20 protein-coding genes are annotated in these 25,062 nt (G+C 56.7%); 8 read left to right on the top strand and 12 right to left on the bottom strand.

Going from position 1 to position 25,062, the window contains the following annotated elements; all coding sequences use genetic code 11:
• Positions 1–456: 456 nt before the first annotated feature.
• A complete protein-coding gene (tenA, locus tag K787_RS0115785; RefSeq protein ID WP_022963781.1) occupies positions 457–1,125 on the bottom strand; it encodes a thiaminase II in 669 nt (222 codons plus the stop codon).
• A gap of 193 nt (positions 1,126–1,318) precedes the next feature.
• Here tenA and K787_RS0115780 point away from each other — a divergent pair, with 193 nt between their 5' ends.
• Together K787_RS0115780 and K787_RS25235 are read left to right on the top strand one after the other, a co-directional pair.
• Positions 1,319–2,179, top strand: a complete 861-nt coding sequence (locus K787_RS0115780; RefSeq protein WP_022963780.1) for a DMT family transporter — start codon at positions 1,319–1,321, stop codon at positions 2,177–2,179.
• Positions 2,180–2,393: 214 nt separating this feature from the next.
• On the top strand, positions 2,394–2,552 hold the full coding sequence (locus K787_RS25235) for a hypothetical protein (RefSeq protein ID WP_022963779.1): 159 nt from the start codon (positions 2,394–2,396) through the stop codon (positions 2,550–2,552).
• 15 nt (positions 2,553–2,567) lie between these two features.
• Here the strand turns inward: K787_RS25235 and K787_RS0115770 are convergent, their stop codons facing one another.
• The 4 genes from K787_RS0115770 to K787_RS0115755 all read right to left on the bottom strand — a co-directional run bounded on the left by K787_RS0115770 (position 2,568) and on the right by K787_RS0115755 (position 6,415).
• Positions 2,568–2,873, bottom strand: a complete 306-nt coding sequence (locus tag K787_RS0115770; RefSeq protein WP_022963778.1) for a ribbon-helix-helix domain-containing protein — start codon at positions 2,871–2,873, stop codon at positions 2,568–2,570.
• A 31-nt stretch (positions 2,874–2,904) separates the two neighbouring features.
• Positions 2,905–3,486 (bottom strand): DJ-1/PfpI family protein, encoded by a 582-nt coding sequence (locus tag K787_RS0115765; RefSeq protein WP_022963777.1) that lies wholly within the window; start codon positions 3,484–3,486, stop codon positions 2,905–2,907.
• Between the two features lie 138 nt (positions 3,487–3,624).
• Entirely contained in the window at positions 3,625–5,826 is a 2,202-nt protein-coding gene (locus K787_RS0115760; protein WP_022963776.1) for an OsmC domain/YcaO domain-containing protein, read from the bottom strand.
• 121 nt (positions 5,827–5,947) lie between these two features.
• The gene (locus tag K787_RS0115755) at positions 5,948–6,415 is read right to left on the bottom strand and encodes an ABZJ_00895 family protein (RefSeq protein ID WP_022963775.1); all 468 of its coding nucleotides are present in this window, start codon (positions 6,413–6,415) and stop codon (positions 5,948–5,950) included.
• 380 nt (positions 6,416–6,795) lie between these two features.
• Between K787_RS0115755 and K787_RS0115745 the strand changes: the two genes are divergently transcribed.
• Positions 6,796–8,169 (top strand): GGDEF domain-containing protein, encoded by a 1,374-nt coding sequence (locus tag K787_RS0115745; protein ID WP_022963773.1) that lies wholly within the window; start codon positions 6,796–6,798, stop codon positions 8,167–8,169.
• A 204-nt stretch (positions 8,170–8,373) separates the two neighbouring features.
• On the opposite strand, the gene K787_RS0115740 is transcribed toward K787_RS0115745, so the two are convergent.
• The 3 genes from K787_RS0115740 to K787_RS0115730 all read right to left on the bottom strand — a co-directional run bounded on the left by K787_RS0115740 (position 8,374) and on the right by K787_RS0115730 (position 14,507).
• Complete coding sequence (locus tag K787_RS0115740) at positions 8,374–10,401, bottom strand: methyl-accepting chemotaxis protein (RefSeq protein ID WP_022963772.1); 2,028 nt, start codon at positions 10,399–10,401, stop codon at positions 8,374–8,376.
• 267 nt (positions 10,402–10,668) lie between these two features.
• Complete coding sequence (locus K787_RS0115735) at positions 10,669–12,384, bottom strand: cytochrome D1 domain-containing protein (protein ID WP_040641067.1); 1,716 nt, start codon at positions 12,382–12,384, stop codon at positions 10,669–10,671.
• A 74-nt stretch (positions 12,385–12,458) separates the two neighbouring features.
• Complete coding sequence (locus K787_RS0115730; RefSeq protein WP_022963770.1) at positions 12,459–14,507, bottom strand: TonB-dependent receptor plug domain-containing protein; 2,049 nt, start codon at positions 14,505–14,507, stop codon at positions 12,459–12,461.
• A gap of 257 nt (positions 14,508–14,764) precedes the next feature.
• Here K787_RS0115730 and K787_RS0115725 point away from each other — a divergent pair, with 257 nt between their 5' ends.
• From K787_RS0115725 to K787_RS0115710, 4 genes are all read left to right on the top strand, one after another.
• Positions 14,765–16,231 carry a DASS family sodium-coupled anion symporter gene (locus tag K787_RS0115725; RefSeq protein WP_022963769.1) on the top strand — a complete coding sequence of 489 codons (1,467 nt, stop codon included), beginning with the start codon at positions 14,765–14,767 and terminating at the stop codon, positions 16,229–16,231.
• 211 nt (positions 16,232–16,442) lie between these two features.
• Positions 16,443–18,077 carry a BCCT family transporter gene (locus tag K787_RS23375; protein ID WP_022963768.1) on the top strand — a complete coding sequence of 545 codons (1,635 nt, stop codon included), beginning with the start codon at positions 16,443–16,445 and terminating at the stop codon, positions 18,075–18,077.
• A gap of 92 nt (positions 18,078–18,169) precedes the next feature.
• A complete protein-coding gene (locus K787_RS23370; RefSeq protein WP_022963767.1) occupies positions 18,170–19,633 on the top strand; it encodes an NfeD family protein in 1,464 nt (487 codons plus the stop codon).
• Positions 19,634–19,650: 17 nt separating this feature from the next.
• On the top strand, positions 19,651–20,412 hold the full coding sequence (locus K787_RS0115710; RefSeq protein ID WP_022963766.1) for a slipin family protein: 762 nt from the start codon (positions 19,651–19,653) through the stop codon (positions 20,410–20,412).
• Positions 20,413–20,463: 51 nt separating this feature from the next.
• Here K787_RS0115710 and K787_RS0115705 read toward each other — a convergent pair whose 3' ends face one another.
• Positions 20,464–21,828, bottom strand: coding sequence for a hypothetical protein (locus K787_RS0115705; protein ID WP_022963765.1), 1,365 nt, complete (start codon positions 21,826–21,828; stop codon positions 20,464–20,466).
• A 67-nt stretch (positions 21,829–21,895) separates the two neighbouring features.
• Positions 21,896–22,633 carry an ion transporter gene (locus K787_RS0115700; RefSeq protein WP_022963764.1) on the bottom strand — a complete coding sequence of 246 codons (738 nt, stop codon included), beginning with the start codon at positions 22,631–22,633 and terminating at the stop codon, positions 21,896–21,898.
• 225 nt (positions 22,634–22,858) lie between these two features.
• On the opposite strand from K787_RS0115700, the gene K787_RS0115695 reads away from it, so the two are divergent.
• On the top strand, positions 22,859–23,419 hold the full coding sequence (locus tag K787_RS0115695) for a DUF6933 domain-containing protein (RefSeq protein ID WP_022963763.1): 561 nt from the start codon (positions 22,859–22,861) through the stop codon (positions 23,417–23,419).
• A 55-nt stretch (positions 23,420–23,474) separates the two neighbouring features.
• Here the strand turns inward: K787_RS0115695 and K787_RS0115690 are convergent, their stop codons facing one another.
• Together K787_RS0115690 and K787_RS0115685 are read right to left on the bottom strand one after the other, a co-directional pair.
• Positions 23,475–24,002, bottom strand: coding sequence for an NUDIX hydrolase (locus K787_RS0115690; RefSeq protein WP_022963762.1), 528 nt, complete (start codon positions 24,000–24,002; stop codon positions 23,475–23,477).
• A 61-nt stretch (positions 24,003–24,063) separates the two neighbouring features.
• On the bottom strand, positions 24,064–24,987 hold the full coding sequence (locus K787_RS0115685) for a LysR substrate-binding domain-containing protein (protein ID WP_022963761.1): 924 nt from the start codon (positions 24,985–24,987) through the stop codon (positions 24,064–24,066).
• Positions 24,988–25,062 lie beyond the last annotated feature (75 nt).

The raw sequence follows: 25,062 nt of genomic DNA, 5'->3' as shown, positions 1-25,062 counted from the left end.
TTCCAGAAAGGGGTTGATGACCTCACTGAGTTCACCCCGCCACCGGAAGAAATCCTGCCGCGCTGGAAAGCCTTGAGCAAAACCATTCAGGTGACCCTTGATAAATAGCTCTGTTTTCAGTCAGCAACAAGAGGACCACCGTATATTCCTTGGGCGGGCGTGGTTTGGTTCACAAACATGATCAAACCTATTCTCGCCAGTGCCCTCTGTCTTGCCACTAGCGTGGTATTCGCAGGGCAGCCACAACCCTGATACGCCGCCAGATGCGTGGTTTGCTATGGCGAGGAGTGATCTGAAGTTGCAGGGTGATATCGGACGACATGGTTTACGTCCTAGTTGAAAAGTGGCTGATTAGCCAATAATCCGGCGGCAACAGGCTCAACTACCGCCCAGCGACCACTGAGCTATTGGCCCCCGGACCATGATGCCCGCTTCTGTTTCGTTATGTACCTATCACTACTGGCGAAGCTCCAGTCCCATTGCCCAGAAGTCGATTTCCAGCCGGGTCGCGTCGCTGAATATCCGCACCAATCGCTCGAAGCGTCGGGGCGTTACGTCCGCCAGTTCCCGGTTCAGCCAGTCGATCTCGGCATGCATTGCGTCTTGAAACTCGGCGCTCTCGTACATCCCTATCCAGGCATCATAGGGATTCTGCTCACCACGCAGCGTCTGCGCCCGCGTGTTGAGCCAGTTGGCGATTTCACCGTAACCGACCAGGCAGGGCGCCAGCGCCACGTGCAGATCAAGCAGGTCTCCGCGGTTGCCGGTGTCAAGCACATAGCGGGTGTAGGCCAGGGTCGCACGCGCTTCCGGCAAGGTCTGCAATTCCTGCTCGCTGATCCCCCATTCCTTGCAGTACTGAATATGCAGGCCCAGCTCCAGATCGACTATTGCCGCAAGCCCTGCCTTGGCGTGCCGCAGATCGTCCAGCGTGGTGCTCTTGTAGGCCGCCAGGGCAAAGGCGCGGGCAAACTGGATCAGAAACAGATAGTCCTGCTTGAGGTAGTGACGGAACGACTCCGGCGCCAGCCTGCCCTCGCCCAGCTGAATAACAAAGTCATGCTGAATATAGGCATCCCATTCCGGCTGACAATGTTGTTTGAGGTGTTCGAAGGTATAGGGCATCTACTTTATCTCGCTGTTTTTGATAGATAATCTGTGACAAGAGGCACCATAGCATAGCCAAGGCACACCTGATTGTGCAGGCGCAGAGAGCAGAGAGCAGAGTGAATCTGTGCCCTTTTCGAAATAGCGGCACAACTCGCGTAGCCGATTTGCTGCCGAGCCGTTATGGTTACGCTCCTGTAATGGAGGCGACATGACCTATCTGCTCTTCGTCACGGTGCTCTGGGCCGTGTCCTTCAATCTGATCGGTGCCCATCTGGCCGGCCAGGTCGATCCCTACTTTTCGGTGCTGACCCGCGTTCTACTGGCCGGCCTGGTGTTTCTGCCGCTGACGCGCTGGCGCGGTGTCGATCCCCGGTTCATCGGTGGGGTCACGCTGGTAGGGGCCTTGCAATTTGGCGTGACTTACATCTGCCTGTACCTGAGCTTCAATCTGCTGAGCGTGGCGGAGATCCTGCTGTTCACGGTGCTGACCCCGCTGCACGTAACGCTCATTGATGATGCGCTGCGGCGACGATTCAATCCCTGGGCACTCCTGGCCGCCGGTGTTGCCGTACTGGGCGCGGGGGTCATTCGATTCGACGGCATTTCCGCTGGCTTTCTTGGCGGCTTTCTGTTGATGCAACTGGCCAACTTCACCTTTGCCAGTGGACAGATCGGCTACAAGCACCTGGCACAGCACTTTCCGTCCGAGATCCCGTTATATCGACGCTTCGGTTACTTCTTCCTGGGCGCGCTGCTGGTGGTGTTGCCGGCCTGGCTGCTATTCGGCGATTCCAAGCAGTTACCGAGCAGTTCGATGCAATGGGGCGTGCTGCTCTGGATGGGGGTACTCGCCACGGCAGTCGGGCAGTTTTGCTGGAACAAGGGCGCAACGCTGGTATCCGCCGGCACACTCGCCGTGATGAACAATCTTTCCGTACCGGTGGGCCTGCTGCTCAATCTGGTGGTCTGGGGTACCGACACCGCTTTACTGCCGCTTTCGATCGGCGGCAGCCTGATTATTATCGCGCTGTGGATCAGTAAGCGGGGTGCGCGCAGACTTCCCACTTGAGCTCGGCCCGGGTGACCGACAATAGCTGCTCCAGCAGCGGTGGCGAGCAGTCCCTTCGTGGGCATAGGCCAGCAGACCCCAGCAGACATGAACGCAACCAGAGAGGGGACGCAGATGGCAACCAGTTCACTTTTGGTGGCAGCGCCAACCTCGTCTATGGTGCCGCTTGATCAGATTATTGAGCATTTCAGTATCAGGCGGCCAGGATACAAGCATGAGCATTGCAGCAAGCCGTAGCGCGGAGATTCGCAGCGCATTGCAGGTGAATCCCAACCTCAAGGCGAGCGCTGATATCCAGCAGGAAATTGACCGACGTATCAGCTTTATCAAGGACACTCTGCGCAGCTCAGGTACCCGGGCGCTGGCGCCTTGAGCGATCTCGCCTTCGTCATCCTGTTGAGGCGCGCACCAGTGCCAGCGGCACCGGACGCGCCTCGCGTTGCGCCAGATAACGGGTGCAGCTAACCCTCAGAAACGAAGCGAAGTTCTCCACTTCGCCGCGCAACTCCATAATTTCCTCATACAACTTGGTAATCAGCTGATTGGTGGTCATGCCATCGACCTCGGCAATTTCCTGAAGAATCTGCCAGAACTGATTTTCCAGCCGCAGTGTGGTAACCACGCCGCGGATGCGCAGTGAGCGAGAACGCGATTCGTATAGAATCGGATCGGCTTTGACGTAGAGCTCACACATGCGGCCACCACCTGATTGTTAGTTATACGAGCTACAGCGTTATCTTAGCACCCAGCAGTTTGACAAAAGCTGCCAACCAGGCGGGATGCGACGGCCAGGCCGGGGCCGTGACCAGATTGCCCTGAACGTGGGCTTGATCCACCGGGATATCCATATAGGTACCGCCGGCGAGCTTCACATCAGGCCCACAGGCCGGATAAGCGCTGCATTCCCGGCCTTTGAGCACGCCTGCTGCGGCCAGAATCTGCGCGCCATGGCATACGGCGGCAATCGGCTTCTGGGCCTGGTCGAACTGCTGCACAATTTCAATCACTCGGTCATTCAGGCGCAGATATTCCGGAGCTCGTCCGCCGGGTATCACCAGGCCGACATAGTCTTCTACCTTGACCTGGTCGAAATCGTAGTTCAACGCGAAGTTGTGCCCGGGCTTCTCGGTGTAGGTCTGATCACCTTCAAAGTCGTGAATGGCGGTACGCACGGTATCCCCGGCTTTTTTTTCCGGACACACCGTGTGTACTTCATAACCGAGCATGGTCAGTGCCTGGAAAGGCACCATGGTTTCATAATCTTCGGTGTAATCACCGGCCAGCAACAATAATTTCTTAGCGGTCATGTTTCGTCCTCCTATCTTGGGTGAGGCCAGCATGCACTGGTATGACGGCCTGCGGGTAACAAGCGGCTACTACAATCAGAAAGGCTATTTTAATTAAAGCTGACTTGGCAGGAACTGCACTCCAACCTCTAGAGAACGTTAATCGGATAAGCCCGCCGCCCTGCCCCGCGCGCCGTGCAACTTCTTGTAGCTCTCGACTAGGCGCTGGTGCCGGTCTAGGCCTTCCAGCTGCATGCTGGTCGGCTTCAGGCCATAGAAGCGCACGCTGCCATCCATTGAGCCGATCACGGCGTCCATCCGCTCGTTACTGAACATGCGGCGGAAATTGGCTTCGTAATCGTTCAGATCCAGCTCTTCGTCCAGTTCCACTTCCAGCACCACATTCAGGGCCTGATAGAACAGGCCACGCTCAACGGTGTTGTCATTGAACTGCAAGAAGGCTTCGACCAGCTCTTTGGCTTCTTCAAATTGCTGCAGGGCGAGATGGATCAGCAGTTTCAGTTCCAGGATCGTCAACTGGCCCCAGGCGGTGTTGTCGTCAAACTCAATGCCTATCAGGGTTTTAATGTCGGTGTAATCATCCAGTTCACTTTCATCCAGGCGTTCGATCAGCGCTTGCAGGCCGTCGTCGTCCAGGCTGTGCAGGTTGAGGATGTCGGCGCGGAACAGCAGCGCCTTGTTGGTGTTGTCCCAGATCAGGTCGTCAACTGGGTACACCTCGGAATAGCCCGGCACCAGGATGCGGCAGGCGTTAGCGCCCAGGGTGTCGTAGACGGCCATGTAGACTTCCTTGCCCAGCTCTTCGAGGATGCCGAACAGGGTTGCGGCCTCTTCGATGTTGGCGTGCTCGCCCTCGGCAGCAAAATCCCACTCGACGAACTCGAAATCGGCCTTGGCACTGAAGAAGCGCCAGGACACCACGCCGCTGGAGTCGATAAAGTGTTCAACGAAGTTGTTCGGCTCGGTCACTGCCTGGCTTTCAAAGGTAGGCTGGGGCAAGTCGTTCAGGCCCTCGAAGCTGCGGCCCTGGAGCAATTCCGTCAGGCTGCGTTCCAGCGCTACTTCAAAACTGGGGTGCGCGCCGAAGGAGGCGAATACACCACCAGTGCGCGGGTTCATTAGGGTGACGCACATCACCGGGAACTGTCCGCCCAGTGAGGCGTCCTTGACCAGCACCGGAAAGCCTTGCTCTTCCAGCCCCTGAATGCCGGCCAGAATGCCGGGGTATTGCGCCAGCACGGCGGGCGGCACATCGGGCAGTGCAATTTCACCTTCGAGAATCTCGCGTTTTACCGCGCGCTCGAAGATTTCCGACAGGCACTGCACCTGTGCTTCGGCCAGCGTGTTGCCGGCGCTCATGCCGTTGCTAAGGAACAGATTCTCGATCAGGTTGGAGGGGAAATACACTTCCTCGCCATCTGATTGGCGCACATAGGGCAGCGAGCAGATGCCGCGCTCGGCGTTGCCGGAGTTAGTGTCTATCAGGTGCGAGCCACGCAGCTCGCCGTCGGGGTTGTAGATCTCCAGGCAGTAATCGTCGAGGATCCCGGCCGGCAGCGCATCTTTACGGCCGGGCTTGAACCAGCGCTCGTTGGGGTAATGCACGAAGGACGCATTGGCGATGTCTTCGCCCCAGAACTGGTCGTTATAGAAGAAGTTACAGTTCAGCCGCTCGATAAACTCGCCCAGCGCTGAGGCCAGCGCGGCCTCTTTGGTCGCGCCCTTGCCGTTGGTAAAGCACATCGGCGACTGCGCATCGCGGATATGCAGCGACCAGACGTTGGGGACAATATTGCGCCACGAGGCGATCTCGATCTTCATACCCAGGCCCGCCAGAATGCCGGACATATTGGCGATGGTCTGTTCCAGCGGCAGGTCTTTGCCCAGCACCCGGGTGCCCTCTCCCATCGCCATGGGCATCAGCAATGCCTGGGCGTCGGCATCCAGACTTTCCACTTCCTCAATCACGAAATCGGGGCCGGCCTGCACGACCTTTTTTACCGTGCAGCGGTCGATGGAACGCAAAATGCCCTGGCGGTCCTTGGCGGAGATATCTGCTGGCAACTCGACCTGAATCTTGAAGATCTGGTTATAGCGGTTCTCAGGGTCAACGATGTTGTTCTGCGACAAACGGATGTTGTCGGTGGGGATGTTGCGGGTGTCGCAGTAAAGCTTCACAAAATAAGCCGCGCACAGGGCCGATGAGGCGAGAAAATAATCGAACGGCCCCGGCGCGGAGCCGTCACCCTTGTAGCGGATGGGTTGATCAGCCACCACCGTGAAGTCATCGAACTTGGCTTCAAGTCGAAGGTTGTCGAGAAAGTTGACTTTGATTTCCATGGGGGCACCAGAATGACGAGCGGAACGAATTGGCCGCCATTATCCGGCTTTTGAGCGGGAAGTCATGTACTGGTGGTCGGAGCGCGGCCATGCGAGCTGTTCGACCGGAGCGGCCTTGCCCTCAACGTTGCTTGGCGCTTTCAGCTGCCGCCTTTTTCTGCATCGCCAGGAACTGCCTCTTGAGCAAAAATCCATAAGCCATCCACAACACCAGAAGGCAGACCAGCGAGACCAGCACCATCACTATCAGGAAAACCGTTGACTGCGCCTGCACCATAACCCACATACCCGCCACACCTTCGGGTTCAAGCACGGCTATGACGGCGACGAATACCAGCGACACCACAATAGACGCCAGGTAGGACAGGCTAATCAGCCAGGTCTTCTCTGACGCCGTCGGCAGGCGTTGTTGATCCCTGAGGAAGTAATGACCGGCCGCCATCGCCGACCCGATCAGCATCCCCATGCTGAGGCCGGCATTGCCTTCCAGATCCAGCAGTGTCAGCACCACTGCGACGATAATCATCATCGCCAGATAAGCGCCAGCAAATATCGCAATATACTTTTTCAGAGGGGTGTTCCTTACCATGAGGGCGTCTTCCTTGTATGGCGAATATGGCCGGGTGAGCGTTTGAGAAAACCTGGATGCGCGCTGATTCTTTCACAGGACTACCGGGACGGTCGAGTTTCTCGACCAGGGGTGTCTGCATCGGGCGCGCTGGCCGAGGTGGAACTCGGCCTTCCCAGGGGGCGTGCCGGTCAGGTGCGGGGGGGCAGTACCACACCGGGGCGGCGATTAAATAGCGTTTGCTCGTCGCTCTGGCTCAAGTCCAGGTCAATATCGGCTGCTGTCACGCGCTTTGCCATGGCCCATCTTGATTGCTGTGGAAACAACGGCGCTATGTTGTCTGGCCAGAAAAACGCTATCGCGCTAGCGGCCGTTGTAAAAGTGCCCGTATAGTGAATGCCATGACTTCGAACCCTCACCTGCCCCACGACAAGCTGTTGGATTTGCTACTGGACGTTGTCTGTGTGGTGGATATTGAGGGTCGCTTTCTTTCGGTCAGCGCGGCCAGTGAGCGGGTTTTCGGTTTCCGGCCCGATGAAATGATTGGCCGTACTGCCTATGACATGATGCACCCGGATGATCGCGATGCCAGCCGCGAAATCATACAACGCATCAACTCTGGCGAACCCTCTCATGATCATGAGAACCGTTACATTCATAAAGACGGCCACATTGTGCATATCATGTGGTCTGCCCAATGGCTTGAGACCGAACAGGTACGGGTGGGTGTAGCGCGGGACATAACCAGACGCAAGCGTGCCGAAGCGATGCAGGCAGCGCTGTACAGCATATCGGAAGCGGCTCACTCGACGGCAGATTTGCAGACCCTGTACGCCCGGACGCATGAAATAATCCGGCAATTGCTGCCCGCCGATAACTTCTTTGTAGCGCTATACGATACCGCGCAGGATGAGCTGAGCTTCCCCTATTATGTTGACCAGTTCGACACCCCGCCGCCGCCTCAACCGCTGGCATCCGGCACCCTGAGTGCCGAGGTTATCCGCTGTGGCAAAGCCCTGTTGTTAACACCTGAGACGGCCTCGCACAGGCTTACACAGATCGGCACGGCAACCGGCAAGCATTCCCTTGATTGGCTGGGTGTGCCACTGATAGCGGGCGCGGATACCATTGGCGCTCTGGTGTTGCAGAGCTATTCCGGCGCTGTGCGTTACAGCGAACAGGATAAAGAGCTACTGCAGTTTGTTTCGAGCCAGGTAGCCACGGCGATAGAGCGCAAACGCACGCACGCGCGCCTGGAATTTCTTGCCCGCTACGACCATCTGACTGAATTGCCTAACCGCGCACTCTTCCTCGACCGCCTGCAAAGCGCTCTGCAAAGGGCACAAAAAGACGCCTTGAGGTTGGCGGTACTGTATCTGGACATAGATAACTTCAAGCAGATCAACGATACCTTTGGCCATGCCACAGGCGACCAGTTGCTGCGGGAAGTGGCCCGGCGCCTGAAACACTGTGTGCGCGAGTCCGACACTGTTGGCCGTTTGGGCGGCGACGAATTCGCTATTCTGCTGGACAATATCAGCAAGCGAGAAGATGCCATCCTGGTGGCCGAGAAAATTCTCGTCAGCCTGAGCGATCCGTACGTCTTTGATGGCAAAACCTTGATAAGCACGCCAAGCCTGGGCATAGCACTCTATCCCGAGCACGGCCTGAATGAGCTGCAGCTGGTTGCGTTGGCGGATGAAGCCATGTACATATCCAAGCGCAACGGTGGCAAGCGCTATAGCCTTGCAGACAGCCCTACCGTCGCCAACTGAGCGGGCCCGGCAGAACAGATGCAACCGCGTGTCCTGCGCCAACCAGGTTGCGTTGCCAACGCTGCCTACAAACCAAAGGTCTGCTTTACCTGCTCTTCAAATGCCTCGCTCCGCCAGGTGTATGACTCCAATTTCTTCGGTATATCGTGACTGACTTATGGGACCACCCAGGTGCCTTCCATATAAGGTTTGGCTCTACCAGTATCAGGCCGGGTTGCTTACCTTGAACTCGTTGGCCAAGTCCTGAAGTTGACGAGCGAGCCTGGCTTGTTCCTGAGTCACCTGGGTTATCTCCTGTGAGCCGGTTAAGGTCAGTATGGCTGCTTCACTTACAGCCTCCATATTGCCCGCGAGCTCGCGGGTAACTGCAACCTGTTCTTCAGAGGAGGTGGCAATCTGGGTCGCCATATCCGAAATGCTGTTTACGTCCACAAGAATGTCCGCAAAGGTCTTCTCCATCTCAGCGGCCTGCTCGCAGGTTTCATCCGCCAATTTGTGGCTAGCTAAGATGGAGCGGCTAGCGCTATCTGTGATCTCCTTGAAGCCATTTATGATGCCCTCAATCTGTGTGGTTGATTCGTGTGTCTGACTAGCTAGTGTGCGCACTTCATCAGCCACTACTGCAAAGCCACGGCCGTGCTCACCCGCGCGTGCGGCTTCAATTGCAGCATTCAGCGCCAGCAAGTTAGTCTGGTCTGCAACTTGCCGAATAACGTCTACCACGCCACTAATGGTTTTGCTGCAGCTATCAAGTTCTTCTATAACCTGATTCACTTCCTGTACCGATTTGGCCAGTAACCGGATCCGGGAAACGCTGACATGGAGAACCTGTTCTCCAGTCTGGCTCTTTTTCATCGCTCGGCTGGAAGCATCAGCCACCTGGTGAGTGTTCTGGGAAATGTCTTCAGAGGTAGCCGACATCTCTTCAGTGGCGGCCGCTACCTGTTCAATCTGCTGTTGCTGTTTTTTAACCTGGGACGTGTTCAGGTTGGCGGTTGAACTGGTTTCTTCTGTGGCAGTAGCCAGCTGTACACTGGCCTTGTCGATCTGCTGCAAGGCACTACTGAAGCTGGCAAACAGTTTGTTGATAGCCTCGGCAATGATGCCCGTTTCGTCCTTGCTGGAAACAGGGATCTCACGAGACAGATCCTTGTTGTCCATGGCGAAACGGACTCCCGAGAGAAGCAAGTTCACCTGCTGGTGAATGGCGCGGATGATCACCATCATTAGAACGATCACCACCAGGATGGCAACGCCGGCAAATGCTGATGCGCCAAAAAGGTTGTTACGAGCCCTGGTTACACCTGCCCCGGCTAGCTGGTCAACGTGCTCCAGGCTTTGCCTGCGTATGGTGTTGATAACGTCTATCCGGGCAGTAGCGGCGTTAAACCATTCACTGGCATCGAGTGCATCCATACCTGACGGGGTGCTGAACAGCCTTTCCCTCTGGGCAAGCAGCGCCCGGTTTTGATCTATGCCGTAGAAGCCTTCCAGCTGTCTGCGCACGGGATCATCCGAGCCAAGCATGGCGCTGGCGGAGAGTATAAACGCCTCCTGCTGGCCAGCCAGGGCAGACAGGTGCCCGAGTGTCGGCAGGTCGAAACTCCCACGGAGCACCAGTGCGGAGCCGATAGCACGTTCGCGGCCCGACATTTCGGCCGCTTGGGCCAAGGCAAAGTAGGCATTGATGTAGCGCGTAACCTCAGCATCGTTCGCCCGGCGCACCAGCAAAGGGATACGGTTTACCGTCTCCATGATCACACTCGTGTAGCTGCTGGCGGACTCGGGACCCTCGATGCTGCGTTTGTCGATGCTTAGGCGCAGCGCGGGAAGATTGCCCAGTTGTGTCTTGAGGCGGTCAATGCTGGCGCGGATGCTATCGTCAAATTCCGAGTCGGACATCAGCACGGCCAAGCTTTTCTGGTAATCGCGTATTTCTTGATCGGTTTGCTCACGCTGGCGGTCAAGTGCCTGTACTACTTGTCGTTCTTCGCTTGAGTTTTCAGCGCTGGAAAAGTAGATGGCGGAACGACCGCGCTCTTTCTGCAGCGACTCGATTAGGGGGTCACCCTGCTCCGCAAGCCGGACCATGTTTTGCAATCTGGTGGTATTGCCGAGATCATCGGCATTACGCGTAATACTTAACCCTGCAAAAAACAGAACAACAATCAAGGCAGGCAGAACGAGGGTTATCAATTTGCCGCGCATCGACAAATTGTTGAGGAAGTTCATTGGCAAATCCTTAGGAGTGGACCGATATTCCTATTTTGGTCGACATTGCAATCGTTAAATACTGACCAAAAGGGATACAAAAGAGGTACCTCACGCAATCTCAGACGAACTTTCGTGAGGTTTATGGGAATGGCGTCAGGTCGAGAGGCCAAGACAAGTCCTGCCCCATCAGCCCGCGTATCGCTCAAAAATCAAGCGACTCCCTGCGGAGCCGCCTGATGGTATGCACTGAACGCGCAGGCGTGATGCCTGCGCGGGCGAGTTCACTCAGTAGACGTCGTGCTGGGTGTTGTTCACATTGAATTTACCGGTCGGAGTAATCAGGCGCTTGTCCTTGATTACGTGCTTGAGCTTCAGGCTTTTGTCATCCACCACTACGATCGCTGACTGCTCCTCCTGGCCACTCCAGACCGAGAACCAGACTTCGTCTCCGGCCTGATTGTATTCAGGCTGAACCACGCGTTTGGCACCGTCGGTCACCCCGGCCCACTCGGCAATGGGCAACACCTTATAGCCCGCGTCGAGATCGTCGATAGCGAAAACCGCCACCGATTGGCTGATTTTCTCATCCGGATTGAAGGTGGTATCCAGGTACAGGTGGTTGGACTTTGGATGGGTCTTGATAAATAGCGAGCCGCCGCCCTGCCCTTTCAGCGTTTCTACCACTTTCCAGGCCTGGTCTGGATGCGCCTGCGGATCGGTACCAATTAGAGAGATGGTTTCATCGCCCAGATGGCTAGTGGCCCAGACCGGACCGAATTGGGGGTGAACAAAGTTGGCGCCACGGCCCGGGTGCGGGATCTTGCCGACGTCGACCAGAGCGGTCATCTTGCGCTCTTTCGAATCGATTACCGCCACTTTGTTGGAGTTGTTCGCAGCCGTCATAAAGTAACGGTGAGTCACATCCCAGCCACCATCATGCAGGAAAGGCGCGGTGCCGATACTGGTGGTAGTGAGATTATCAATGTCTTCGTAGTTGACCAGTAGTACCTTGCCGGTTTCCTTGACGTTAACAATGAACTCCGGGTGCTCGTGGGAGGCGATGATCGCCGCCACGCGCGGCTCAGGGTGATACTCCTGGGTGCCAACGACCATCCCGCGGGTTGATACAATCTTCAATGGCTTCAACGACTCGCCGTCCATGATGACGTACTGCGGCGGCCAGTAATCCCCGGCGATGACGTACTTGTCTTCATAGCCTTCGAACTTGGATGTTTCCACCGAACGCGCCTCAATGCCGACCTTGATCTCGGCGACCTTGGTCGGCTCCTTGGCCCACAGGTCGATCATATCGATTCTGGCGTCCCGCCCGATCACCAGCAGATAGCGCCCGGATGCGGACATACGCGAGATATGCACGGCGTAGCCAGTCTCAATGGTCTTGACGATTTTCTTGCTGTCGCCATCAATCAGGGCGATTTTGCCATCGTCGCGCAGGGTGACCGAAAACAGGTTGCCCAGATCCAGCTTGTTCATCTGTTTCGTCGGCCGATCTTCCGGCTTGACCAGCACTTTCCAGGTGTCAAGCATGTCGGACATGCCCCATTCCGGCGGTACTGGCGGCGCGTGCTGAACATAGCTCGCCATTACCCTGATTTCATCCGCAGTAAGGCCGCCAGCCGCGCCCCAATTCGGCATCCCCCCTGCGGATCCGTAGGAAATCAATGCCTCAAGATAAGCCTGACCCCGCTGCTGGGTGATGTCCGGCGTCAGCGGCTTGCCGGTTGCGCCTTTGCGCAGCACACCATGACAACCCGCGCAGCGCTCGAAATAAGTCTTCTGGGCATACTCGAACTCGGCTTCGGTAAGGTCGGGGGCACCGGGCGATCGAACCACCCCAACCGATGCCGGGTCAACCTCAGACGCGCCGCCCTGATAGGCCGAACTCGCGTCTTCCGGAGCCGGTACGGCCTGGGCCAGCATTGCAGTGTTGAGCAACAACAAGCCAATAGCCAATGCCAACGGACGCTTTTTGATATACATGATAAATCCCTCATCTTGCTTCATCGAAATGGCAACGAGCGCTGACTGCCTGCTGCTGCCGTGGTTGTTTTGGCTCAAAAGTGCAGCGTTGCTTCCAGATCGGCGTGGCGCTGCGCGCCAGGCAGCTCATCCAGCGGGCGATAGTTGCGGTTCAGCAAATTGCCTAACAACAGGCTTACGCTAACGCGCTCCTGATAATCGACTTTCCAGTTCAGATTCAGCGTCGCGAAACCGCCCGCCTGATCGCTCACTAGCCCCTGATCATCCTCACGCGTTGCGCCCTCAGAGGCCCGCATATAAAGGTCCACTTCGCTGAGCCAACCCTGCCTTGGCAGTGAAAAATGGCGCAGCCCGAGGGTGCCACTGGCTTCAGCCAGACCGCTGTGGCGAGTGGAGCTGTGATTGCCGAAATGGAAGGTCCGGCGGGCCAGGCTGAAGGATGCATAGGGCTTGAGGAGCAGCTCTGCGCGCCATTGCAGCGCCACTTCCAGGCCGTGGCTACGGGCTTCATCAACGTTGACGTATTGCCACTGACGCAGTCGCGAGGAGCTGGGTGGTAGGAAACCGTCCGGGGTGACAGATAAGCGCTGCCGGTCGATATAGTCCTTGGCGTCAGTTCGGTAGAGCGCAACATCCAGTGCCGCCAGTGACGATTCATGACGCAAGCCCAGCTCGACCGTACGCGCCAGCTCCGGTTTCAGTTCAGCGTTACCGTAGTGCACATCGCTGCCACCGGTAGCCACCGAAAACAGTTGGGTCAGCGTCGGGTAGGAATAACCACCGGCATAGGTGGCTCGCAGTGACCAGTTGCCTTGCAGCTGATGCACCAGACCGAGCGAACCCAGCCAGCGCTCATCGCGGCTGTCTGTCTGACTGCGGTCGGTGCTGCGCTTGAGGTCCGACTCGACTACGTAGTAGCGCCCGCCTAGATGACCAGTCCAATCCGGCGCAAACTGCCAGCGCTGCTGCACAAATGCCGAAAGAGTACTTTGCTCGGCTTCCTGTACAGAGCTGCGGGAACTGCTGACCGGCGGCAGCCCAGGACGCAACAGTGTGGTGGTGGACGTGTGCTTGTCTGCATTGAGCTGATCTTGCAGGTATTCGATGCCAGCCAGCGTCGGTTGGTTCGCAAGCAGGTCCATTTCGGCTTTCAGCGTCAGCCCGCGGGTGCGGAGATCGTCTACGGCGAGATTGTCCACCGCGACCGAGGGAATGCCGCTGACGGCCACACTATTGGTGAAAGTACGGTCTACCTGGCGCTGGAGGCCATCGAGCGACAGGCGACTGAGCCAGTCGGTAACCCCTTCGGCCTGATAGAAAAACGCATAGCGGGTTTGATCGCGCTCAGGGAATGCCAGGGTCAGTTGCTCGCCGGGAGCGGGGTCGGTCCAGGTATTGGCCGAGAGGTTGAACTGCTCGGCCTTCAACGCCAGATGCTGATTAGCCCAGCGGTAACCCAGATGCGCACTGACTGATTCGTTGTCGTAGTCTGAATGATCCAGCGTGCCGTCCGGAACGCGGCGATCACCATGCTCGCTGCGCGACAAAGCCAGTCGGTAATCGAAGCCATTCAGGCTGCCGCCGAGCCCGGCAGAGCTGCGATAACCCTGTGTTGCGGAATAATAGCCAGCACCCGCATGGGCCTCCAGTGGCTTGTCACCCCCGCCCCGGGTAATGATGTTCACCACCCCGCCAATCGCATTCGAGCCATTGATCACCGACGAGGGGCCGCGGATGACCTCGATCCGCTCGATGGTGGCCGGATCGATAAGCAATGGCGAACCGTAGGTGGAATGATCCGTCATGGTCTGACCATCAATCTTGATAGCCACCCGCCGGCTGCTCTCACCGCGAATAGAGATACGCTTCATGCCGGGCGTATCGGAATCGGCCAGCGTGACACCGGGTATATCGCGAAATAGCTCAGCGGCATCAGCCACAGGAGCCCGTTCAATCTGGTAACGCTCAAGCTGCGTGACGCTCGCTGGACTCAGCAGCAACGACTCGCGCATCCCAGTGGCGGTAATGATGCTGGGGTCAAGCGCGAAGGGTTGTTTCGCGAAAACGCCTTGCGTAGCAATCAGCGCGGAGACTGTTGCCAGCAATACCGGTCCCTTTTTCATTATCCACTCCATCGGTGTGCGTTGGGGCCGATAGTAGTGAGCGCCAGGGATAGGGCTCCTTGATCATGATCAAGCCGTTGCGCGACATGCTGACGCAGCAGGGTTCAACGGGAATGGGGTCAAATGGAACTGGGTAGTTGACCTGAAACAAGGAGACTTACTTGAAATGTATATAGACTTTATTGGCCGCAAACGCTCTATAGCGTTTATACCGAGTACGCCGCTTAAAAACTGCCTTCAACCGATAGGTCTCCACTATGTCGACACTTGCTTTCAAACCCTGGTCGACCGCTATCGCTGTGGCCGTCACATTCGTCATCTGGCTAGTCATTCCCTTGCCCGTAGGCCTTACTTCTAACGCATGGCTCATGCTAGCAATCTTTGTCGGCACCATTGTCGCTATCATCGGTAAAGCCATGCCCATTGGCGCTATCTCCGTTATTGCTATTTCCATTGTTGCGGCAAGCGGAGTCACCGGCGATACGCCCGGCAAAGCCATCAACGTTGCTTTGAGCAGTTACTCCAACCCGCTCATCTGGTTAATCGCGATTGCGATCATGATTTCACGCGGATTGATTAAAACCGGCCTAGGAGCTCGCATTGGCTACTATTTCATTTCCATCCTGGGAAAGCGGACACTGGGGATCGGCTATGGTCTCGCCTTCTCGGAGCTGTGCATTGCGCCGGTAACGCCCAGCAACACCGCCCGGGGAGGCGGCATTATCCACCCCATCATGCGTTCTATTGCCCATAGCTTTGATTCACACCCAGAGGACAACACGTCTGGCAAAATCGGCAAGTATCTGGCTCTGGTGAACTACCATAGCAACCCGATTACCTCTGCCATGTTCATTACAGCCACCGCGCCCAACCCGCTGACTGTGCAGCTTATTTCATCTGCCACCGGCGCGGAGATTCAGCTAAGCTGGGTCACCTGGGCCGTCGCCATGTTGATTCCAGGCTTGGTTGCGATCCTGGCGATGCCTTACATTTTATACCTGCTTTACCCACCGGAAATTAAGGAAACCCCTAACGCCACGCAAATGGCACGGGACAAACTGGCAGAGCTGGGCAAAATCAGTCGAAATGAAGGCATCATGTTGTTCGTCTTTCTGGTGTTGCTCCTTCTATGGGCGGATATCCCAGCGTTTTTCTTCGGCGCTGCGGTCACGCTTAACACCACGACGTCTGCGTTTATCGGTCTTTCAATGCTGCTGCTCACTGGGGTGCTGACCTGGGAGGATGTACTGAAAGAAAAAAATGCCTGGGATACGCTGCTGTGGTTTGGCGCACTGATCATGATGGCGAACCAGCTTAATGAAACGGGGCTGATTGACTGGTTTTCCGCCAATATGCAGAACTGGATTACCATGATGGGCATAGGCTGGTTGGGAGCGGCTGCGCTTCTGGTGCTGACTTTCCTTTACACCCACTACTTTTTTGCCAGCACCACTGCGCACATCACAGCTATGATGGCCGCGTTTCTTACCGTTGGCCTGAGCCTCGGCGCACCGGCCATGCCATTTGTGCTCATTATGGCTGCCACATCCTCGATTATGATGACCTTGACCCATTACGCCACCGGCACGTCGCCGGTCATTTTCGGTTCGGGCTACCTGACATTGGGGGAATGGTGGAAAGCAGGCTTTGTTATGAGCGTGGCGAATCTACTCATTTGGGTGGTGATCGGTGGTTTGTGGTGGAAACTGCTTGGCCATTACTGAGAGCCGCGGCACGATGTTGCGACACGGGATCCGGTCTTGTGTTTTGCCCTACGCGCGACTCAGCTTACCCTTGAAGTGTAAAACCCAGGCCTGATCAACAGACACTTAATGGCGGATTAGAGCAGCTGCACCATGTTGCTGCTTGCTTGCAGACTGCCACCCGGTCTGTGCTAGGGTGTGGGCTGTTTGTCAGTCAGCTCAGGATCCGCCCATGCAGCAACGCCCCGGATGGGTGTTCTACACCTCCCTCACCCTGCTCTCGCTTTTTGTTGTGCTTGGCGCAAGCCGCCCCGAACAACTGGCCCAGTGGGCCGATCAGGCACTGAGTTTCACTACCTTGCATTTTGGCTGGCTGTATCTTTTTGCCACTACCGGCTTTCTTATTTTTTGCGTAGGCATTGCCCTGAGTGACTATGGCCACATTCGCCTCGGCGCAGATGGTGAGGCAGCCGAGTTTTCCTACCTGGCCTGGCTGGGTATGATCTTCTCAGCGGGCATGGGTGTTGGCCTGGTGTTTTGGGCCGTGGCCGAGCCCATGAGCCATTTGGCCAATCCGCCCTTTGCCCAAGCACCCTCTGGTAGCCCACAAGCAGCCCAGTTGGCGATGCAATATTCGTTGTTTCACTGGGGCTTTCATCAATGGGCCAACTTTGCCGTAGTCGGGCTGGCAATCGCCTATGTACGCTTCCGTCAACAGCGCCCGGGTCTGATCAGCGAAACCTTTCGCTCCACCCTTGGCGACCGGGTCGATGGCGGTTGGGGTCACGCGATCAACATACTGGCCGTGCTATCGACTGTTTTCGGTGTGGCCACCACCCTCGGTCTGGGGGTCATTCAAATCAACAGTGGCCTGGTCACGGTAGCTGACATCAGTTTTGGCAGCACGCAACAACTGGTCATTCTCGCTAGTGTGGCGGTAATCTTCCTGCTGTGCGCCCTGGCTCCACTGGAAAGCGGCATTCGCTATGTCAGTGACGCCAACATGTTCTTGGCTGCAGCACTGTTGCTGTTCGTATTTATCTTTGGCCCAACCGATTTTATCACGGGTGTCATGACCACCGCGTTGGGTGATTACGCCAGCAATATGATAGGCATGAGCCTGGTGATGTCGCCCTATACGGCCGACGACTGGGTCGAACGCTGGACCATTTTCTACTGGGCTTGGGGTTTATCCTGGGCGCCGTTTGTCGGCAGCTTTATCGCGCGTATCTCGCGCGGGCGCACCGTTCGCGAGTTTGTCATCGGCGTGATCGGCATGCCAGTGTTGCTCAGCATAGCGTGGTTTTCTACCTTTGGCGGCTCGGCGCTATTTTTTGAACTATTCGCCGGGGCCGATATCAGCACTACGGTCGCGAACGAGATGAGCGCTGGCCTGTTTGCCACTCTCAGCCAGTTGCCCGCCAGCAGCATTACCAGCGTGCTGATGCTGGTATTGATAACCCTGTTTGTCATCACTTCAGCCAACTCGGCAACCTTCGTCCTTGGCATGTTCACCAGCCACGGCGTGCTGACACCCAAACGCTGGTCACGCCTGACCTGGGGCGTGATTCAGGTGTTGGTGGCTGGCGTATTGCTGTTAAGCGGCGGGTTAGCTGCCCTGCAGACCATTTCAATCCTCGCCGCCCTGCCCTTCATGCTGCTGATGATCTTCATGGCTTTAGCCTTACTTAAATCATTGAGCAACGAGCAGCGGCAAATCGAACTGCACAACGCCGTCACCCATGAACGCTTGATGCGGCTACTCGAAGCTAATGACCGCCTGGGCAGCCCGCCTGAACAGGACGACTTGCTTGTCGCAGTACCAGGGCAAGAGGATCATTCAGGTAAAATCAGCAACGACCCATAACGTCCTGACCGGGCAATGCTCCCGGGCATACTGCGGAGGTTCTGCTAGGCTGAAATAAGTGTTCGCCACTACTCAGCGGAGGGCTACTGTCAGTGTTTACTTACGCACCCAGCAGCCGCGCCAGGCTCAGCTTCAGCGCCGGCCTTGTCGCGGCAAGCCTGCTCCTGTTGCTGGCCAGCCTGGTTACCGGCGTGCAGGCCGAGCAAAACCAGCGCAGTGCCATCGTGCTCACCATTGAAGGGGCGATAGGCCCGGCGACGATGGACTATGTGGCGCGGGCGATTGAGCAGGCGGAACAAGAGCAGGCAGCGCTGCTAGTCATCCGCATGGATACGCCGGGAGGGCTTATGGAATCCATGCGCATGATCATCCGCGACATTCTCGGCTCTTCGGTACCGGTGGCCACCTACGTGACGCCCGCCGGCGCTCGCGCCGCCAGTGCTGGCACCTACATCCTGTATGGCAGCCACATCGCCGCCATGACACCAGCCACCCACCTGGGCTCGGCGACGCCGGTGCAAATGGGCGGGATGCCGGGCACTGACAATCCTGAGCCAGCACCTGATGCGGATGCAGAGGCAGATGCAGATGCAGATGCAGATGCAGACGAGAGTGAGGACAAACCCCGGCGCGGTAGCTCTGCTATGGAGCGCAAGGTCCTGGAAGATTCGGTTGCCTACATCCGCAGCCTGGCTGAACGCCATGGCCGTAACGCCGACTGGGCCGAGGAAGCGGTGCGCGAAGCGGTCAACCTGAGCGCACAGCAAGCGCTGGAGCGCAACGTCGTGGATGTTGTCGCCACTGATGTCAACGACCTGCTGCAACAGATCAATGGTCGTAACGTAGTCATGGCGTCGGGTGATCAAATCCTGGAGACGGCCAATCTGCTGATCAAGCAGGTAGATCCGAACTGGCGAACCCGGCTGCTGTCAGTCATCACCAATCCCAACATCGCTTTCTTGCTGATGATCATCGGTTTCTACGGGATCATTTTCGAGCTGTCGAATCCCGGAGAATTGTTCCCTGGCATTCTCGGCGCGGTATGCCTGATTCTGGCGCTGTTCGCGTTCCAGGTGCTATCAGTCAACTACGCCGGGCTGGCACTGATCATGCTCGGCTTGGCGCTGATTATTGCTGAAGCTTTCGCGCCCAGCTTCGGCATTCTCGGGGTTAGCGGGACGCTCGCGTTCATTTTCGGTTCAGTGATTCTGATGGATGGTACCCACCAGCAGGTGTCGTTACCGATGATTGGCGGGATTGCTGCTGTCGCCGCCGGCTTTATGCTGTGGACCCTGACCCGTGTTGTCAGTCTGCGGCATCAGCCGGCAATCAGTGGCATCGACAAGATGGTGGGGCAAGACGCGGTTGCGGCCGACGACTTTCAGCCCTGGACAGACGCTACGCAAGGGCGCTATCGAGGCCACGTGCAAGTCAGCGGTGAGCGCTGGAATGCCGTTGCCGATCAGCCGGTCCACGCTGGCCAACCGGTTCTTATCGAGAAAGTGGAAGGCTTGTTATTACATCTCAAACCCACCAACGACAAACGCGACCCATAGCTCAGGGAGAGTCCACCATGTTCGACTTAGCAACCTATCTGGTCCCGCTGTTTTTTCTCCTGGCCGTGCTGGCCTCGGCCATCCGGATCTTGCCCGAATACCAGCGCGGGGTGGTGTTCTTTCTGGGCCGCTTTCAGGGCGTCAAGGGACCCGGTCTGGTCATCGTTATTCCCGGTATTCAGCAGATGGTGCGGGTAGATCTGCGGGTGGTGGCACTGGATGTTCCCGCCCAGGACGTGATATCCAAGGACAACGTGACCGTGCGGGTCAACGCTGTACTTTACTATCGAGTGGTTGATCCGGAGCGGGCAATCATTCGCGTCGAAAATTTTGCCGACGCTACCAGCCAGCTCGCGCAAACCACGTTACGCTCGGTGCTCGGCAAGCATGACCTGGACGAAATGCTCTCCGAACGGGACAAACTCAACTCGGATATCCAGGAGATTCTCGATTCCCAGACCGAGGAATGGGGCATCAAGGTGGCGAACGTCGAGATCAAGCATGTGGATCTCAACGAATCAATGGTGCGCGCCATTGCCCGTCAGGCCGAAGCCGAGCGCGAGCGCCGGGCCAAGGTCATTCATGCCGAAGGCGAGTTGCAGGCCTCGGAGAAGCTGGTCGAAGCGGCGCGGGTCATGTCCACCGAGCCTGGAGCAATGCAACTGCGCTATTTGCAGACATTGGCGGACATGAGCACCGGCAACGCATCCACCATCGTTTTCCCGTTGCCGATAGATCTGATCCAAAACCTGGTCAAGAACACTAAACGGGATTCCTGACGCAAAGCGGGCATGGGAGGCAGACTTTCAAAACAGCTGCATCAAAGAGTCTCAGCACTCAACGGACTCACTGGCTGCCTGCTCCGCCTCTTCACTATCTTCAATCGCAAGCACCTCTACCGGATCGCGTTTCTGCAATTTAGGTGGCGGTGCAACCCAGGCTCTGAGCTTTTGCCCTACTTCCTGGTAAAAATGCGGTACGGCCTTTTCCAGCTCCTCGATGAACACCTTGGGGCCGGAGAAACGCGCGCCTAGGTCGGCCATGTAAAAGACCTCAAATGCACTGGGCACCACATTGGTGGACAGCGTTTCCAGCGCGTTGCCGTCAGCCAGCAACTTAGCCAGCGGTGTTTGCGTTTCTTCGGCGCGGCCTGGGCGAATAGCTTTGACGTAAATGCCCTCTGCATTTGCCTTGCCTACTTGTTTGATCAGCCAGTTCACCCGCGCCGAACTGCGAATTTTGTCTTGCGGTGCACCTAGACGCATGGAACAAGTTACTGTGCGCTTGGTCAGATCCGCAACGATGTCCAGGTCAGCTGCGGCGTCTGGTATGTCCAGGCAACAGACCAGCTTTTGCTCTTTTGCCAGCAGCTCACAGTCGTCTTTTAGCCGCAGAACAGGATCGCTACGGTGGGCTTTGCTGATCTTTTGTTTTACCTGCCGCCCCAGCTTCCGACTCATGACCAGAGAAAGATCACGTTGCTCTTGGTGCCAACTGGATACGGTGTTTTCCACCTCCTCTGTGCCCTTGCCCAGTACGGCTCCGCTTTTGACCTTGGCGACCACATCCTTCCACTCACGGTTCATGCTGTCGAAGCGAGTTATCCCGCTGGTGTCGTGGCTGAGATACCGCAACACCTCCTCCAGGACGAAGCGCTGGTCTGGCGAAGTAATTTCACCCGAATCAAGCAGTAGCGTGGCCTGGGTGACTACAAACATCCACGACCAATGGTACAGCTCCACGCCTTTCAGTAGCGTCTTGGGAAGTTTTACCGGGTGATGGGTCGGCAGAGCGACAAACTGGTTGGTTAGGGTAATGACGGCATTAATCTTGTTCTTCTTGGCCTGCAGCAGATAACGCTTCAACTGCTCCTCACCTACTTCAGCATTGCCGATTTTGGCTTCTATCAATGCTGACCACTGCTTACTGCCGGTGACCAACTGCACCAGCCCGTCTGGCCGGTCTTTTTTCGGTATATCCATGTCACATTCCAGGGCGACTTCGGTCCAGGCACCCATGCGCGCCCTACCGCTTACGCGGTGGCCCAGTGAAGCAAACATCACCTGCCGGAACTCATAAACACCGCGCATTGCCGCCAGCAAGACCGAAGCCGCACGCTGCTCTCGACTGGTATCCGCTACCACCGGTATTAACCGGGCCACTTCAGCTTGAACCACGTATTCTGGCCGTTCCATGTACGTTTATCCTTTTTATTGTGTTTGGTCAAAGCCAATTATTTCGGCCTGCGGCCAAGCACCCACCTCAGTTTTCAACTGTTTTCTTTTGAAAAGCATCACTGAACGCTGCCGCAAGAATGCCTGTTGGCATGGCCACCAATCCAATACCCGCCACAGCGGTAAGACCAGCAAAGAACTGCCCAGCCGCCGTATCAGGTGTTACATCACCATAGCCGACAGTCGTCAGTGTCGCCACACTCCACCACAAAGCACGAGGCACACTGCCAAATGCCTCAGGCTGCCCTTCGGCCTCGATCAGATACAGAAAAGTGCTGGAAACAAGCAGCAGCAATAGGGCTACAAGAGCACTAACCAGGAGCTCATAACGACGGGTATAAAAGGCCCCGCCAAGGAGCCTCCACGCCTGAGTAAAGCGTCCCAGCCGGGCGATCCGAAGCACGCGAAAGAGCCGTGCAAGGCGAAGATAGTAGGCTGTGGCATCCGTGGCTGTCAGCAAAAAGGGCAGCAGCGCCAACAGGTCAATCAGAGCCCAAAAACTGAACAGGTAGCGAAAGCGTCCGAAGCGTCCAGAAAACCTGGGGTTAAGTGGCGCGACATACACTCTCAGGCAGAATTCGATTACGAAAATGACAAAGAAAAGCCACTCGGCAACCCGGAAAAAACCAAGGAATTGATCAACCAGTGTCTGCTCTGTTTCAAGTATTGCTACCAGAACAGCCATCAGGATCAGCACACAGATCACCAGGTTAAACAACGAGACGCCCTGGGTGCGTGCGGATGGATCAACTGCGCGGTGGAGCATGGTCCTGATATGCAATGGAAATCCTTTTATCAGTCGATTTAGCCAGCAGTGGTGATGAGTCAGCCATATAGCTTTATAGCACTGACATTAGATCCTCGTTTGCGATTGATCTTGTCCTGCTCTTACCGTTCTGGATTTCCGCTAGTTTAAACAGACACCGGGGCTTGATAATCTAGCACTTGAGCCTGTGTTGCCTTTCCGCCAATCGTACCCATGGATTGATAGATGATTCGTCTGCACTGCACCCGCAAACTCTTCGCCAAACTGCCGCTGGATTCCCTTGGACGGCTGAACGGCACACGTTGCCCGCCAGAAGCGACCAACGATGCAGCGGACAGCCTGTTAAGTGGCTGGCACGCCAACCTGATTACCCAGCAACGCCGTAATTGCGTGATCTTCATCCACGATGCAACGCGCTTTCCGGTACTAATCACCTGCCTGACCAAACCGGATTTTGTCGAGCTGGACGCCTTCTTTCAGGATGCGTTGATGAATACCTTGCTCAAGGTTGGAGCCAACCAGGCACAGCTGGACGTGGCTGCTAGCGCGCTAACCAGATTGGCCTGTGATAGCCAGTGCGACCGTTCGGTGCAGGGCACGATGAACCGTATGGCCCTGGACCTGGACCATATGCTTTGGTACGACAATATTCCAATCACCGACCTGAATACTTACGCTGCAGGCGCTTGGCTTGCACAGCGGCCTTGCGGGGTAAAGTCTGGTAAAGAATGTATCTGGCCAGCAAAGGCCATGCTAGCGCTATTGGAGCAGAAAAAAACCCACTAAGGCTCAGCAGCGCCATGGCAGTACTGATTCTGCTTTAGCTGCAGCCGTTCAGAGTTTAGCCCTGCTGCACCAGCTCCCGCAAGATCGTTTCCAGCATGAAGGTTTCTCGTTGAATCGACTGCCCCATGGTGTTTTCCTGGCGAGCCATTACTTGCCGATTGTGACTCATGGCTTCGTTTACGGAAATCCAGATGGGGCTCATACCATTGGCAATCTCGTAGCTCTCCATGCGCACGTCGGCCAGCTCCTGCGCCACGTCACAGACAAAGAAATGCGAGGTCATGTGCATCAGGTCGTAATCGGGCTTCCAGTACGGTCGGTACTCCTCGATAAAGCCGTAGTGCTCCTTGACCTGCACATCGCGCGCGCCCGTTTCTTCTTCCAGTTCCCGCACCAGGGCCACAGCAATATCCTCGCCTTCATCAATACCACCGCCGGGCAGACTGAAGTCGTTATAGCGCTCGGTAAACAGCAGCAGGATCCGGTCCTCACGCAGCACTATCCCCCGCGCAGCATACCGCCTCAGCGCCCTGCCCTCACGGGTGGCAAGCTCGGGGTGGATAAGTTCCTGGAGCAGCTTCATGGTGCGGTATCCGGCGCTGGTTAAAAAAGAACCGCGATTCTACCGACGTAGGTAGAAATTTTCACTGTGACCTATCAGTTGGGGCAGAAAGCGTACACAGTCCTCCAGGTACTGCCAGCACCCAATCGCGGATCGCCAGAGTAGTCGGATCGTTCCGGCGGTTTTCGGGATAGACCAGATAGAACGGTTTGCCTACCAGTTCCGGCCCGAAAGGTTGTACCAAGCGCCCTTCCTTCAGTTCGTCCTCGATCAATTCACGCCCCATCAACGCTACGCCCTGGCCGCCAACGGCGGCGGAAATGGCGTGGGTCTCATCGGAGAACACCAGCCCGGCATTCACATCCAGCCCTGGGACCTTGGCCTGTTTCTGCCAGGTGGACCAGTCCAGCGGCGCACTCGCTATGCCCTGCGGACGGAAGTGAATCAACGGATGTGAGGGCAGTTGCGCCACATCATGCAACCCCAGGTGCGGACTGCAGGCCGGGACAAAGGTGTTATCAAACAGCTTTTCCGCTATCAACCCGGGCCAGCGCCCATCACCATAGCGAATCGCAAGGTCAGCCGTGACGCCATCCAGGGCTACCGGCTCGTGGGATGCATGGATGCGCAAATCAATGTTTGGATGCGTGTCGCGCAACATGCAGACCCAGGACAGCAGCCAGCGCACCGCGACCGCGGGGGTAGTGGAGAGCGTGACCGCCTGGCGCTGGGGCACGGCACTCATACGCTCAACCACCTGACTGATGCTGTCGAAGGCGGTTTCCAACACTTGCTGTAATTCACGCCCCTGGGACGTCAGCTCGAGCTGCCTGGGTTTGCGCAAAAACAACGCTATGCCTAGCGCCTCTTCCAGCCCGCGAATCTGGTGGCTGATAGCCGTGGCGGTAACGGACAACTCCTGCGCGGCCTGCTTGGCGCTCTCATGCCGGGCCGCCGCTTCAAAGGCGCGGAGTGCCGAAAGAGAAGGAAGGCGACGATGCGTCATAGGTGAGCTCAACTCATCCATATCATAAAGAAAAGATCGTTTGTCGCGCTTACTGCGCGGACATAGCCTGAGTCT

This window comes from Halopseudomonas pelagia CL-AP6 (assembly GCF_000410875.1).
Classification (GTDB): domain Bacteria; phylum Pseudomonadota; class Gammaproteobacteria; order Pseudomonadales; family Pseudomonadaceae; genus Halopseudomonas; species Halopseudomonas pelagia.
The sequence above is the reverse complement of the archived record's forward strand: the minus strand, read 5'-3'. Positions and strand labels throughout refer to the sequence as shown.